Source organism: Streptomyces sp. NPDC005202 (genome assembly GCF_040608235.1).
GTDB lineage: Bacteria > Actinomycetota > Actinomycetes > Streptomycetales > Streptomycetaceae > Streptomyces.
Map to the genome: position 1 here is coordinate 43,880 of NZ_JBEXHW010000002.1, position 13,415 is coordinate 57,294.

Annotated in this window: 14 protein-coding genes; 7 read left to right on the plus strand and 7 right to left on the minus strand. The window is 71.5% G+C overall.

Features of this window, described 5'->3' with window-relative positions:
* Positions 1-202: 202 nt before the first annotated feature.
* On the plus strand, positions 203-430 hold the full coding sequence (locus ABZV31_RS03850; RefSeq protein WP_355887716.1) for a hypothetical protein: 228 nt from the start codon (positions 203-205) through the stop codon (positions 428-430).
* Here the strand turns inward: ABZV31_RS03850 and ABZV31_RS03855 are convergent.
* The 4 genes from ABZV31_RS03855 to ABZV31_RS03870 all read right to left on the minus strand — a co-directional run bounded on the left by ABZV31_RS03855 (position 409) and on the right by ABZV31_RS03870 (position 3,790).
* Complete coding sequence (locus tag ABZV31_RS03855) at positions 409-1,086, minus strand: GntR family transcriptional regulator (RefSeq protein WP_355887719.1); 678 nt, start codon at positions 1,084-1,086, stop codon at positions 409-411. The genes ABZV31_RS03850 and ABZV31_RS03855 overlap by 22 nt on opposite strands.
* Positions 1,087-1,269: 183 nt before the next feature.
* Complete coding sequence (locus ABZV31_RS03860; protein WP_355887722.1) at positions 1,270-2,217, minus strand: beta-ketoacyl-ACP synthase III; 948 nt, start codon at positions 2,215-2,217, stop codon at positions 1,270-1,272.
* A 138-nt stretch (positions 2,218-2,355) separates the two neighbouring features.
* A complete protein-coding gene (locus ABZV31_RS03865) occupies positions 2,356-2,490 on the minus strand; it encodes a hypothetical protein (protein ID WP_355887724.1) in 135 nt (44 codons plus the stop codon).
* Entirely contained in the window at positions 2,459-3,790 is a 1,332-nt protein-coding gene (locus tag ABZV31_RS03870) for an OFA family MFS transporter (protein ID WP_355887727.1), read from the minus strand. The genes ABZV31_RS03865 and ABZV31_RS03870 overlap by 32 nt, the downstream gene beginning before the upstream one ends.
* Before the next feature lie 345 nt (positions 3,791-4,135).
* Here ABZV31_RS03870 and ABZV31_RS03875 point away from each other — a divergent pair, with 345 nt between their 5' ends.
* Genes ABZV31_RS03875 through fdhD form a run of 5 tightly spaced genes read left to right on the plus strand, consistent with a single transcriptional unit; the run spans position 4,136 to position 10,597 of the window.
* Positions 4,136-5,107: a 2-dehydropantoate 2-reductase gene (locus tag ABZV31_RS03875; protein ID WP_355887729.1), complete on the plus strand. Its 972-nt coding sequence runs from the start codon at positions 4,136-4,138 to the stop codon at positions 5,105-5,107.
* Entirely contained in the window at positions 5,104-7,023 is a 1,920-nt protein-coding gene (locus tag ABZV31_RS03880; RefSeq protein ID WP_355887732.1) for a molybdopterin-dependent oxidoreductase, read from the plus strand. Before ABZV31_RS03875 ends, ABZV31_RS03880 begins: the two co-directional genes overlap by 4 nt.
* A gap of 4 nt (positions 7,024-7,027) precedes the next feature.
* Positions 7,028-8,851, plus strand: coding sequence for an NAD(P)H-dependent oxidoreductase subunit E (locus ABZV31_RS03885; protein WP_355887735.1), 1,824 nt, complete (start codon positions 7,028-7,030; stop codon positions 8,849-8,851).
* 28 nt (positions 8,852-8,879) lie between these two features.
* Positions 8,880-9,740, plus strand: coding sequence for a 2Fe-2S iron-sulfur cluster-binding protein (locus tag ABZV31_RS03890; RefSeq protein ID WP_355887738.1), 861 nt, complete (start codon positions 8,880-8,882; stop codon positions 9,738-9,740).
* A gap of 8 nt (positions 9,741-9,748) precedes the next feature.
* Positions 9,749-10,597, plus strand: a complete 849-nt coding sequence (fdhD, locus tag ABZV31_RS03895; RefSeq protein WP_355887741.1) for a formate dehydrogenase accessory sulfurtransferase FdhD — start codon at positions 9,749-9,751, stop codon at positions 10,595-10,597.
* Between the two features lie 71 nt (positions 10,598-10,668).
* Here fdhD and ABZV31_RS03900 read toward each other — a convergent pair whose 3' ends face one another.
* Positions 10,669-11,484, minus strand: coding sequence for a LysR substrate-binding domain-containing protein (locus ABZV31_RS03900; RefSeq protein WP_355887744.1), 816 nt, complete (start codon positions 11,482-11,484; stop codon positions 10,669-10,671).
* A gap of 145 nt (positions 11,485-11,629) precedes the next feature.
* On the opposite strand from ABZV31_RS03900, the gene ABZV31_RS03905 reads away from it, so the two are divergent.
* Positions 11,630-12,349, plus strand: a complete 720-nt coding sequence (locus ABZV31_RS03905; protein WP_355887747.1) for an SDR family oxidoreductase — start codon at positions 11,630-11,632, stop codon at positions 12,347-12,349.
* A gap of 43 nt (positions 12,350-12,392) precedes the next feature.
* On the opposite strand, the gene ABZV31_RS03910 is transcribed toward ABZV31_RS03905, so the two are convergent.
* Positions 12,393-12,920: an isochorismatase family protein gene (locus tag ABZV31_RS03910; protein WP_355887750.1), complete on the minus strand. Its 528-nt coding sequence runs from the start codon at positions 12,918-12,920 to the stop codon at positions 12,393-12,395.
* 19 nt (positions 12,921-12,939) lie between these two features.
* Positions 12,940-13,383 carry a MarR family transcriptional regulator gene (locus ABZV31_RS03915; protein WP_355887752.1) on the minus strand — a complete coding sequence of 148 codons (444 nt, stop codon included), beginning with the start codon at positions 13,381-13,383 and terminating at the stop codon, positions 12,940-12,942.
* Between the last annotated feature and the right edge of the window lie 32 nt (positions 13,384-13,415).

The window sequence follows — 13,415 nt, forward strand, 5'->3', positions numbered from 1 at the left end:
GGAGTGGGAAGAAGTCACGCACGAATTGCCGCCAACTTTCTCCACTCACAGGACAAAGCCGCTCCGCGAACGCGCGTCCCCCTACGATCGGCGCTCCGATCGGCCGAGGGGGAAACCGCATGAACGAGCACCTGCACACCTCTGCGGCGCCGACGGGCGGGGTCGCGCTCTTCCTGCCCGGGACGCGGCCTTCGGCGCGGCCATGCGCCTGCTTCCCGCGCACTTCCGCATCGCGGCGGCCCCCGTGACCCCGGCCACGGCGCTGCTCGGCGTCGCCGTGACCCCGGCCACGGCGCTGCTCTACGTCCGCGTGTCAGCGGTCGCCGAACTCCTCGCTGTCGTCGGCGTGTTGGTGGCGATGCCCGGCACCGGGGCGCGCTGGAGCGTCTCCGACCGGAGGGTTCAGGTTCAGGACTTCGCCCGCTCGTGATAAGACCGTCGCGTGTGCTCGGTGTGCTCGCGCATCAACTGCGTGGCGCGCTGCTCGTCGTGGTCGGCGATCGCCGCGATCAGGTCGCGGTGCTCGCTCCAGGACTGCCTTCCGCGCAGGCGGGCGACCGGCGTGTAGTACCAGCGCACCCGGCGGTCCACCTGCGCGGCGAGCTCGGCGAGCACGGCGTTGCCGGCCAGCTCCATGATCTTCGCGTGGAAGCGGGCGTTCAGGGCGACGGCGGCGTCCACGTCGTCGGAGGCGACGGCCGTCAGCCCCTGCGTCACCAGCCCCTCCAGGGCGGCGATACCGTCGCTGTCCGCGTTCGCCGCGGCGAGCCGGGCGGCCTCGGCCTCCAGGAGCATACGAACGCTGAGGAGCTGGTCGGCCTCCTCCTCCGTCGGCTCGTGCACGAACGCGCCCTGCGCGGGGCGCAGGTCGACCCACCCTTCGGTGTTCAGGCGCTGCAGCGCCTCGCGCACCGGCTGCCGGGAGACCCCGAGATGTCCGGCGAGTTCGCTCTCGACGAGGTGCTGGCCAGGCTGGAGGGCGCGCGTGGTGATGAGTTCGAGCAGCGCCTCGTAGACGCGCTCGCGCAGCGGGCCGGGCCGTTCGAGTTTGGGCACCGCCCCCTGCGGCAGTCCTGTCGACAACATCGCGGTCCCCTCCTCGGCCGGGCCGTGCACAGCAGGCGGAAAGCCGGTTCACTGGTAGGCCAGTATCGATTGTCTTTCGTCTACAGTCTACAGTGCACAAAGGCCAGGGAAAGCGGGAGTTGGGAGCATCACACCACTGTGTGAAGCCGTCGCACCACGGCACACGGTCCGCGGCGCCGCAGCTCAGGGACAGCGCACGACCTGCCCGGCGTACGACAGGTTGCCGCCGAAGCCGAACAGCAGCACCGGGTCGCCCGTGGTGACGGCGCCCCGCTCGACGAGCTTGGAGAAGGCGAGCGGGATGCTCGCGGCCGAGGTGTTGCCGGAGTCCGAGACGTCGCGGGCGACCACCGCGTTGACGGCCCCCAGCTTCTCGGCCAGCGGTTCGATGATGCGCAGGTTCGCCTGGTGCAGGACGACCGCGGCGAGGTCCTCGGGCTCGATTCCCGCCTGCTCGCAGGTCTGCCGGGCCAGGGGCGGCAGCTGCGTGGTGGCCCAGCGGTAGACGCTCTGCCCCTCCTGCGCGAACCGCGGCGGCGTGCCCTCGATCCGCACCGCGTGCCCCATCTCCGGCACCGAGCCCCACAGCACCGGCCCGATCCCGGGCTCCTCGCCCGGAGAGCACGCCTCGACCACGGCGGCACCCGCCCCGTCGCCGACGAGCACGCAGGTCGACCGGTCGCTCCAGTCGGTCACGTCGGACATCTTGTCGGCGCCGATGACCAGCGCCCGCGCCGCGGCACCGGCACGCACGGTGTGGTCGGCGGTGGCCAGGGCGTGGGTGAAGCCGGCGCAGACGACGTTGACGTCCATCGCGGCCGGCTGCGGGACGCCGAGCCGGGCCGCGACGCGGGCGGCCGTGTTCGGGGAGCGGTCGACGGCCGTGGAGGTGGCGACCAGGACCAGGTCGATGTCGCCGGGTGCGAGGCCCGCCGCCGCGAGCGCCTTGGCGGCGGCGTGCGCGGCCAGCTCGTCGACGGGCTCGTCGGGCCCGGCGATGTGGCGCGTCCGGATGCCCACCCGGGATCTGATCCACTCGTCACTGGTGTCGACCATGCCCGCCAGGTCCTCATTGGTGAGCACCTTGGCGGGCTGGTAGTGGCCGACGGCGGCGATGCGCGAGCCGTTCATTGGGTGGTCCCCCTCGTTGCCGTGGGTAGCGGGATCCACCAGTCTGATCAGTGACTCGCGGGTAGGGCGGCAGGCGAAGCCACAGGAATCGGGCGCCCGGCTTGTCGGCTTCCGTCAGACACTCGGACGCCCTAACACTTACCCGCTGAACAGCTGCGTCGCCTTCTGTACGAGCTCGTACAGCCCGTACGCGAGCGGCGCCGCCACCCACAGCCAGGCGAAGGCGGTCAACGCCCGCCGGTCAGGCGGACTCGGGCTGCTGTCGTGCGACATCGGCGTCCTTCCTCGGAGCGGGGACGTGGTGGCGGGCGTGGACGGGCCGGACGAGTTCGTTGGCGGCGAAGCCGGCCATGAGCAGCCCGATCATGATGGCGAACGACAGCCCGTACAGGGACGAACCGTGCCGGCCGGCCGCCTCCTGGCGGTCGGCGATCCAGTTGACGATGAGCGGCCCGAGGACGCCGGCCGTCGACCAGGCGGTGAGCAGCCGGCCGTGGATCGCGCCGACCTGGTAGGTGCCGAAGAGGTCCGTCAGGTAGGCGGGGACCGTGGCGAAGCCACCGCCGTAGAAGGAGAGGATCACCAGCGCGCACAGCACGAACAGCGGCTTCGACGTGTCCCCGCACAGGGCGATCAGCAGGTACATCAGCGCGCCGACGCCCAGGTAGAGGCGGTAGATGTTCTTGCGTCCGATCAGGTCGGACGTGGACGACCAGCCGATGCGGCCCGCCATGTTGGCCGCCGACAGCAGCGCGACGAAGCCCGCGGCCGCCGAGGCCGAGACCGGGGTGGAGGTGTCCGCGAAGAAGTCCGTGATCATCGGGGCGGCCTTCTCCAGGATGCCGATGCCGGCGGTCACGTTCGTGCACAGCACGATCCACAGGCACCAGAACTGCGGGGTGCGCACGGCGCTGCGGGCCGACACCTGCACCCCCTCGACCGCGCTCGGGCCGCCGTCGACGGGCTTGTCGGTGCGCGGCACCCGGACCAGCAGGACACCGAGCGACATGAAGACTGCGTACGACAGACCGTGGACGAGGAACGCCAGGGCGATCCCGGAGTGGTCGGCGCCGAACGACTGCAGCATCTGCGCCGACCAGGGCGAGGCGATGAGCGCGCCGCCGCCGAAGCCCATGATGGCGATGCCGGTGGCCATGCCGGGCCGGTCCGGGAACCACTTGATCAGGGTGGACACGGGTGAGATGTAGCCGATGCCGAGGCCGATTCCGCCGACGAAGCCGTAGCCGAGGACGATCAGCCAGTACTGCTGCGTCCGCGCGCCCAGGGCGGAGATCAGGAAGCCGGAGGAGAAGCAGACCAGGGCGACCGTCATGGCCCAGCGCGGCCCGTTGCGCTCGACGAGCGTGCCGCCGAACGCGGCCGACAGACCGAGCATCACGATGGCGAGCTGGAAGGGCAGCGCGCTCTGGGTGCCGTCGAGGTGGAGTGCGGATTCGAGGGACGGCTTGAAGACGCTCCAGGCGTAGGCCTGGCCGATGGAGAGGTGGACGGAGAGCGCGGCGGGCGGCACCAGCCAGCGGCTCCATCCCGGGGGTGCGACCGGGGGGCTCATGACCCCGAACGGTAGGAAGCGACAAAGGAATGGGGGAAGGAGTCGGGTCGACCGTATGCGGTGAGCGGTATGCAGCACGCGACGAACGGTCGGACCGGCCGGCTTCCGGAGCGGACAACCGGTGCTGTACGAACTCTTGCTGACGCAACCTCCATACTGTAGACAATATTTCGTCGACGGATTCCCGGACACGGCACTCAACTCTCGCGGGCCGCCCCGGCCATCCCCGATCGCCTCCGATCACCCCGATCACCCCGATACCCCCGATCCCCCCGACCACCTCCGATCACCCAGAGCACCCCCGACCACCTCCGCGGTATCCCTCAAACCGAACGGAGTGTTCCCGTGAAAGTCGCAGTCCTCGGCGCCGGTGCGATCGGCGCCTACGTCGGCGCCGCGCTCCACCGCGCGGGCGCCGACGTGCACCTCATCGCCCGTGGACCGCATCTGGCGGCCATGAGGCAGCACGGAGTGCAGGTGCGCAGCCCGCGCGGCGACTTCACCGCCCGCGCCCACGCCACCGACGACCCGGCCGGGATCGGCCCGGTCGACTACGTCTTCCTGGGCCTGAAGGCCCACTCGTACGCGGCGTGCGGGCCGCTGATCGAGCCGCTGCTGCACGACACCACGGCGGTCGTCGCCGCCCAGAACGGCATCCCCTGGTGGTACTTCCACCGGCACGGCGGCCCCTACGACGGCCACCGCGTCGAGAGCGTGGACCCGGACGGCGCGGTCAGTGCGGTGCTCGCGCCCGAACGGGCCGTCGGCTGCGTCGTCTACGCGGCGACCGAGCTCGAAGCACCGGGCGTCGTACGCCACTTGGAAGGCACCCGGTTCTCCATCGGCGAGCCCGACCGCAGCGTCTCGGCGCGCTGTCTGGCGTTCAGCGAGGCGATGCAGGCCGGCGGTCTGAAATGCCCGGTCGAGCCCGACCTGCGCAACGACATCTGGGTCAAGCTGCTCGGCAACATCTCCTTCAACCCGATCAGCGCGCTGGCCCGCGCGACCATGCGGCAGATGTGTCTGCACGGCGGCACCCGCCGGGTCATCGAGACCATGATGCGCGAGACGCTCGCCGTCGCCGAGGCTCTCGGCTGCGAGGTCGGCGTCTCCGTCGAACGGCGCCTCGCGGGCGCCGAGCGCGTCGGCGACCACCGCACCTCCACGCTCCAGGACCTGGAGCGCGGCAAACCGCTCGAACTCGACGTACTCCTCGCCGCGGTCGTCGAGTTGGCGGAGATCACCGGCGTCGAGGTGCCCACCCTGCGCACCGTGCACGCCATCTCGGACCTGCTCGCGCTGAGGAGCGCCGCATGAGGAAACGCGAACCCAGGACCTACACCCGGCTCACGCACCCGCTCGTCCGCGACTCCCGCGACAAACCCTTCCGCCCGGCCACCTGGGACGAGGCGCTGGACCGCACCGCCCGGGGCCTGCACCGCAACCGCGGCGCGTTCGGCATGTTCTCCTGCGCCCGTGCGACGAACGAGATGAACTACGTGGCGCAGAAGTTCGCCCGGGTCGTCATGGGCACCAACAACGTCGACTCCTGCAACCGCACCTGCCACGCGCCGAGCGTCGCCGGGCTGTCGGCCGCGTTCGGCTCGGGCGGCGGGACGTCGTCGTACGAGGAGATCGAGCACACCGACGTGATCGTGATGTGGGGCTCCAACGCCCGCTTCGCGCATCCGATCTTCTTCCAGCACGTACTCAAGGGGATCAGGAACGGCGCCCGGATGTACGCCGTCGACCCACGGCGTACGTCGACCGCCGAGTGGGCGGAGAGCTGGCTCGGCCTGAACGTCGGCACCGACATCCCGATGGCGCACGCGATCGGCCGCGAGATCATCCACGCGGGCCTGGCGAACGAGGCGTTCATCGAGCGGGCGACGACCGGCTTCGAGGAGTACAAGGCGCTGGTCGAGCCGTGGACACTGTCGCTCGCCGAGAAGGTCACGGGCGTACCGGCCCGCGCCATACGGGAGCTGGCGCACGCCTACGCCCGCGCCGAGCGCGCCCAGCTGTGCTGGACCCTCGGCATCACCGAGCACCACAACGGCACCGACAACGTCCGCGCGCTGATCAACCTGTCCCTCCTCACCGGCCACGTCGGCCGCTACGGCTCGGGACTGCAGCCCCTGCGCGGACAGAACAACGTGCAGGGCGGCGGCGACATGGGCGCCATCCCCAACCGCCTGCCCGGCTTCCAGGACATCCTCGACCCCGAGACCCGGCACAAGTTCGAGTCCGCCTGGGACACCGTGATCCAGCCGCACTACGGGCTGAACCTGACGGAGATGTTCGAGGCGATGGAGGAGGGCAGCCTCCGGGCGGTCTACTGCATCGGCGAGAACCCGGCGCAGTCGGAGGCGGACAGCGGGCAGGCGGTACGACGGCTGAAGCAGCTGGACTTCCTCGTCGTCCAGGACATCTTCCTCACGAAGACCGCCGAGCTGGCGGACGTCGTCCTGCCCGCGACCGCCGGCTGGGCCGAGACCGACGGCACAACCACCAACAGCGAACGGCGGGTTCAGCGCGTCCGCCGGGCCGTGACCCCGCCCGGTGAGGCCCGCGAGGACATCGACATCATCTGCGACCTGGCGGCGCGGCTCGGCCACGACTGGAAGTACGCCGACGCCGAGGCCGTCTGGAACGAGCTCAGGTCGGTGTCGCCGGACCACTACGGGATGACGTACGAACGGCTGGAGCGGTACCAGGGCATCCAGTGGCCGTGCCCGAGCACCGACAAGCTCGAACCGACCTACCTGCACGGCCGGTTGTGGGAGACCGACCCTGCCGGCCGCGGCATGCCCGCGCCCTTCGGGATCGTGCAGCACGATCCGCCCGTCGACCTCACCGACGAGACGTACCCCATCCGGCTCACCACCGGACGACGCCTGGACTCCTACAACACCGGGGTGCAGAGCGGCGGTTTCGCCTCCCCGCTGCGGCGCGGCGAGCACATCGAGCTGTGCCCGGAGGACGCCGAGCGCTACGGGGTGGTCGTCGGCGAGGAGGTCCGGGTGACCTCACGGCGTGGATCCGTGGTGGCGCCCGTGTGGATCGACACGGCCCTGCGCCCCGGGCTCGCCTTCATGACCATGCACTTCCCCGACGAGGTGGACACCAACCAGCTCACGGTCGAGGCCAACTGCCCGATCGCGGGAACGGCGGAGTTCAAGGCGTCGGCGATCCGGATCGAGAAGCTTCCGGCCCCGACCTGTGTGAGGTGATGTCGTGGACCTGCACTTCGGCGACAGCAAGCCCACGGACGAGGAACGGGCGGCCGTCGACGCCCTGCTCGGCCCTCCGGACTCCTCGTGGGAGGGTGCCGACCGCTCCGACGCCGACCTCAGGTGGGCCCGCGGCGGGCGTGAGGCCCGGGACCGCCGCGACCTGCTGTTGCCGGGGCTGCACGCCCTCAACGACCGGATCGGCTGGGTCAGCGAGGGCGCCCTCGCCTACCTGTGCCGGCGGCTGACCGTGCCGCCCGCGGAGGCGTACGGCGTCGCCACCTTCTACGCGATGTTCTCGGTCAAGCCCCGCCCGGCGACCGTGCTGCACGTCTGCACGGACCTCGCGTGCACGGCAGCGGGGGCCTTGGACCTGTGCGCCGGGATCGAGTCCCGGCTGGGCCTGGGCAGCGGCGTCTCGGTGCAGCGCAGCCCCTGCCTGGGCCTGTGCGAGCGGGCCCCGGCCGCGCTCGCGATCAAGGCGGGCGATCCGGTGCGTACGGCCGTGTCGGCGCCGGCGACCGTTGACCGAGCCGTCCTCGCAGCGAGCGCACCCGACTCGGCACCCGAGGAGCCGCCGGCCGCGATGGCGGTTCCCCAGGCCGGCCGGGACGGCCTCGTCCTGCTGCGCCGCGTCGGCGTGGTCGACCCGTCCTCGCTGGACGACTACCGCGCCCACGGCGGCTATGCGGCCCTGCGCCGGGCCTTCGAGCTCGGCCCCGCCGGGGTCATCCGCGAGGTCACCGACTCCGGCCTGGTCGGGCGCGGCGGCGCCGCCTTCCCCACCGGCCGCAAGTGGCAGGCCACGGCGTCCCAGCCCGACCATCCGCACTATCTGGTGTGCAACGCCGACGAATCCGAGCCGGGCACCTTCAAGGACCGCGTGATCATGGAGGGCGATCCGTACGCGCTCGTCGAGGCCATGACGATCGCCGCGTACGCGACCGGCGCGCACCGGGGCTACCTCTATCTGCGCGGCGAGTACCCCCGGGCGCTGCGCCGACTGGAGCACGCCATCGCGCAGGCACGCGCGCGCGGGCTGCTGGGCGACGACATCCTCGGCCAGGGGTACGCCTTCGACATCGAGATCCGCCGGGGTGCGGGCGCGTACATCTGCGGCGAGGAGACGGCCCTCTTCAACTCCATCGAGGGGTACAGGGGGGAGCCCCGGTCGAAACCGCCCTTCCCGGTGGAGAAGGGCCTGTTCGGCAAACCCACCGTCGAGAACAACGTGGAGACGCTGGTCAACGTCCTGCCCGTTCTGACGACGGGCGCGCAGGCGTATGCGGCGATCGGCACGGAGAGGTCCACCGGGCCGAAGCTGTTCTGCGTGTCGGGGAGCGTCGACCGGCCGGGCATCTACGAGCTGCCGTTCGGCGCCACCCTCGGCGAGCTGCTGGAGCTGGCCGGGGTGCGCGAGCGGCTCAGGGCAGTGCTGCTGGGCGGCGCGGCCGGCGGTTTCGTACGCCCCGACGAGCTGGACATCCCGCTCACCTTCGAAGGCACCCGGGAGGCGGGCACGACGCTGGGCTCGGGGGTGGTCATGGCCTTCGACGACACGGTCCCGCTCCCCCGGCTCCTCCTGCGGATCGCGGGGTTCTTCCGCGACGAGTCCTGCGGTCAGTGCGTGCCCTGCCGGGTCGGAACCGTACGCCAGGAGGAGGCGCTGCACCGGATCGTCGAGCGCTCGGGTCCGGCGGCGGCCGACGACATCGCCCTGCTCCGAGAGGTCGGCCGCGCCATGCGGGACGCCTCGATCTGCGGTCTGGGGCAAACCGCATGGAACGCCGTGGAATCCGCCATCGACCGTCTGGGGGCGTACGAATGACCGCGATCAGCCGCACAGGAGGCGCTGTATGACCGCCGTACCACTGGGCGTGCCGCGCCGGCTGGTGGAGTTCACCATCGACGGGCAGGAGGCCAGGATCCCCGAGGGATCCACCATCCTCGATGCCTGCCGGGCGGCCGGGAAGGACGTCCCGACCCTCTGCCAGGGCGACACGCTCACCCCGAAGAACGCCTGCCGCGTCTGCGTCGTCGAGGTCGAAGGGTCCAGGACCCTCGTCCCGGCCTGCTCCCGCACGGCGGAACCCGGCATGGAGGTGAGGACCGACACCGAACGGGTCCGGCACAGCCGCAAGATCGTCCTCGAGCTGCTCGCCTCGTCGGTCGACTTGTCGACGACCCCGAAGGTCGCCGAGTGGATCAAGGAGTACGAGGCGAAGCCGGACCGCTTCGGCCCGGACGCGGCCCGGCTCAACGAGGAACCGAAGATCGACAACGACTTGTACGTGCGCGACTACGACAAGTGCATCCTGTGCTACAAGTGCGTGGACGCATGCGGCGAGCAGTGGCAGAACACCTTCGCCATCTCCGTCTCCGGGCGTGGCTTCGACGCCCGGATCGCGGTCGAGCACGACGCGCCGCTCACCGACTCGGCGTGCGTGTACTGCGGCAACTGCATCGAGGTGTGCCCCACGGGGGCGCTGTCGTTCAAGTCGGAGTTCGACATGCGGGCGGCGGGTACCTGGGACGAGTCGGCGCAGACGCGGACGACCACGGTCTGCGCCTACTGCGGAGTGGGCTGCAATCTCACCCTGCACGTGCAGAACAATGAGATCGTCAAGGTCACCTCACCGCACGACAACCCGGTGACCCACGGCAACCTCTGCATCAAGGGCCGTTTCGGCTACCAGCACGTACAGAACCGGGACTGAAGGACAACATGGGACGAGTCACGGAACGACGCAAGGTGATCCGCATCCGGGACGGCGCCGTCTCGTCCCGCCCGGACACGCTGGTCGCCGAGGAGCCGCTGGAGATCCGGCTGAACGGCAAACCGCTCGCGATCACCATGCGCACGCCCGGCGACGACTTCGCGCTGGCCGCCGGTTTTCTGGTCAGCGAAGGCGTGCTGGCCGCCGCATCCGATCTGCTGAACATTGTCTACTGTGCGGGCGCGACCGCGGACGGCTCGAACACGTACAACGTGGTGGACGTGAAGACGGCCCCGGGCGTCGCCATCCCGGAGATCACCCTCGAACGCAACGTCTACACGACCTCCTCCTGCGGCCTGTGCGGCAAGGCGAGCCTGGACGCGGTCCGTACGACGGCCCGCTGGCCCATCGCCGACACTCCCCCGGTTCGCGTCGGCCCCGAACTGCTCGCGAGCCTCCCCGACCGGCTGCGGGCGGCCCAGCGGGTCTTCGACCGGACCGGGGGCCTGCACGCGGCGGCCCTGTTCGCCGAGGACGGGGAGCTGCTGGACGTACGCGAGGACGTGGGCCGGCACAACGCGGTCGACAAGCTGGTCGGCCGCGCCCTGCAGAACGGCGGCCTGCCGCTGTCCCGGACGATCCTGCTGGTCTCCGGCCGGGCCTCGTTCGAGCTGGCGCAGAAGGCCGTGATGGCGGGCATCCCGGTGCTGGCCGCGGTCTCGGCGCCCTCCTCGCTGGCGGTGGACCTGGCCGCGGAGACCGGCCTGACCCTGGTGGGCTTCCTGCGGGGCAGCTCCATGAACGTGTACGCGGGCGAGAACCGCATCGCCCTGCGGGCCGCGGCCGCCCAGGGCTGACCGGCTCCCCGCGACACGGCGGCGGGGCCCCGACCGGCGGGAAGCGCCCCCTCCGCCGCAGGGGCCCCGCCTCAGCCCCGCGCCTGCGCCACCTCGGCGAACGCGGCGATCAGGGGTGAGCGGCGGCCGGCCTCCCAGGCGAGGAACACCTGGTCGGGCTGCGCGTCCGGCACGGGCACGTAGGTGATGTCGGGGCGGGAGTACTGTTCGGCGACCGACTGCGGTACGAGGGTGATGCCGGTCCCGGCCGCCACGCACTCGAACTTCTCCTCGATGGTGCGGATCGGCAGGTCCTCCGGTCGGGGGTCGGAGTAGCGCAGCCAGGTCTCGCCGTCCAGGTCGGCCAGGGCGAGCTCCTGCTTCCCGGCAAGCCGGTGGTCCGCCGGGAGCATCGCCACGCGCTCCTCGGTGAACAGCGGCAGCAGGGTCAGGCCCTGCTCCCGGATCGGCCGGCGGACGTAGGCGAGGTCGACCGTTCCGTCGAGGATCAGCTGCTCCTGGTCATCCCACTCGACCCGGCGCGCCTTGACCTCGACGTCGGGATGGGCGGCGCCGAAGGCGCGCAGGGCGTGGGTGACGACGACCCCGGCCCGGAAGCCGACGACCAGGCGACGGGGTCCCCGGGCGGCACGGTGCACCCGGCGGCGCGTAGCGTCGGCGGACGCGAGCAAGGTGCGGGCGTCGTCGAGGAGTTGACGTCCGGCCGCGGTCAAGGTCACGCCGTGGCCGTCGCGTACGAAGAGCTCGGCGTCCAGGTCCTTCTCCAGCGCCCGGATCTGACGGCTCAGCACCGGCTGGGCGATGTGCAGCCGCTCCGCGGCGCGCCCGAAGTGCAGCAGCTCGGCGACCGTCACGAAGTAGCCGACCTTTCGCAGGTCGAGGTCCATGGCCGCCCCTTCCGTCGACCGGTGGCGATACCTCGAGGGTATCGCCGCTGCCGAAAGAGGTCTTGGACGGGCGGGCGTCGCCGCCCGCAGGCTGGATCACGTCGGACAAACGAGAAAGTCGGACGAACGAGAAAGGGGAACCCTCATGGGCCTGCAAGGACAGCGCGTCGTCGTCATCGGCGGTACGTCGGGCATCGGGCTCGCGGTCGCGGAGGCGGCCGCGCGGGAGGGCGCCGAGGTGGTGGTCGCCTCCCGGCGGCAGGAGAGCGTGGACGCGGCGCTGAAGCAGCTGCCGCAGGGCGCCGGGGGCGATGTCCTCGACGCGACCGACGAGGAGGCGGTGCGTGCCTTCTTCGGGCGGATCGGCGGCTTCGACCACCTGGTCTACACGGCCGGCGAGTCGCTGCTGCTGGAGAGCCTCGCGGAGTCGGACCTCCCGCGGGCCCGGCGCTTCCTGGACACCCGGCTGTGGGGCGCGTACACGGCGGTGAAGCACGGTGCTTGGTCGATCCGCAAGGGCGGTTCCGTGGTGCTGACCACGGGGACCGCGGGGCGCCGGCCGATGCCCGGCACGACGGTTGCGGCGAGCGTGTGCGGGGCGGTGGAGTCGCTCACCCGGGCGCTGGCCCTGGAGCTCGCACCGATCCGGGTCAACGTGGTCTCGCCCGGAGTGGTCCGCACCGAGCTGTGGCGGGACCTGCCCGTGGCGGAGCGCGACGGGCTGTTCCGGTCGTCCTCCGAGTCGCTGCCGGTGGGGCGGGTGGGCGAGCCGGAGGACGTCGCCGAGGCGTACCTGTATCTGATGCGCGGCGGCTACAGCACCGGGACGGTGGTGGTCGTGGACGGCGGCGGCGTGCTGGTGTGACGGTCGCCGGGCCGCTGTCGGGTTCACTGCCCGTTCCGGCGGCTCACCCGGTCGCGAAGCGTACGCCGGCCGCGCGCACCACCGATCCCAGCCGGGGGAAGTCGAGCCCGACCGACGCCTCGTGCTCGGCCGACGTGAAGGCGGCCATGGCGTCCTCGACGAAGACGAGGTCGTAGCCGAGGTCGGCGGCGGCGCGGGCGGTGGACTCCACGCCGAGGTTGGTGGCGATGCCGCCGAACACCAGGGTGGTGACGCCGCGCTCGCGCAGGCGTTCGTCCAGGCCGGTGCCGTGGAAGCCGCCGATCGTCCGCTTCACGATCTCGAGGTCGCCGTCGTGGCGGAGTCCGGGGGCGAGTCCGCTGCCGGGCGGCTGCTCGGCGACGCCGGGGCGCTCCACGCGGATCAGTACGACGGGCGCCCGGGCCGCGCGGAAGGCGGCGGCGAGTTCCTCGGCCACGGCGAGGACTTCGGTGCCTTTCCGGGGCTCCAGGGGCAGCGCGACGATGCGGTCCATCAGATCGACGAGGACGAGGGCGCAGCGCGCGGGATCGAGTGCGTCAGGTGCGGTCATGACGGAACGTTAGCCGCCGTCACCCGTCCGTGCCGGAAATCCGGGTCAACATGCCCATGAACTGGTCCCGTTCGGCCGCGGACAGCGGCGCGAGCAGCGCGTCGTTCGCCTCGCGCGCCGCCTTCTCGCAGCGGGTCAGCAGCCGCCCGCCCTCGTCGGTGAGGGACACGGCGTTCTTGCGCCGGTCCTTCGGGTCCGGTTCACGCACGACGAGGCCGGCGGACTGCAGGTCGTTGAGGACGCCGACCAGGTCCTTGGGGTCGAGCCCGACGCTGCGGCCGAGGTCGGCCTGGGCTACGGGGGCGAGGTCCCGGACGGCGGAGAGCACCACGTGGTGCCACATCTTCATGTCTTCCGCGGCCAGCGCCTCGGCGACCAGGGCCCGGCCGCGGGCGGCGGCCCGGCCGAGGAGCCAGCTGGGGAGGGAGCGGATCGCGGCGAGGGGGGCTTGGGCTTCGGCCATGACGGAAGCCTAACGAAAAAGTCATTGGACTT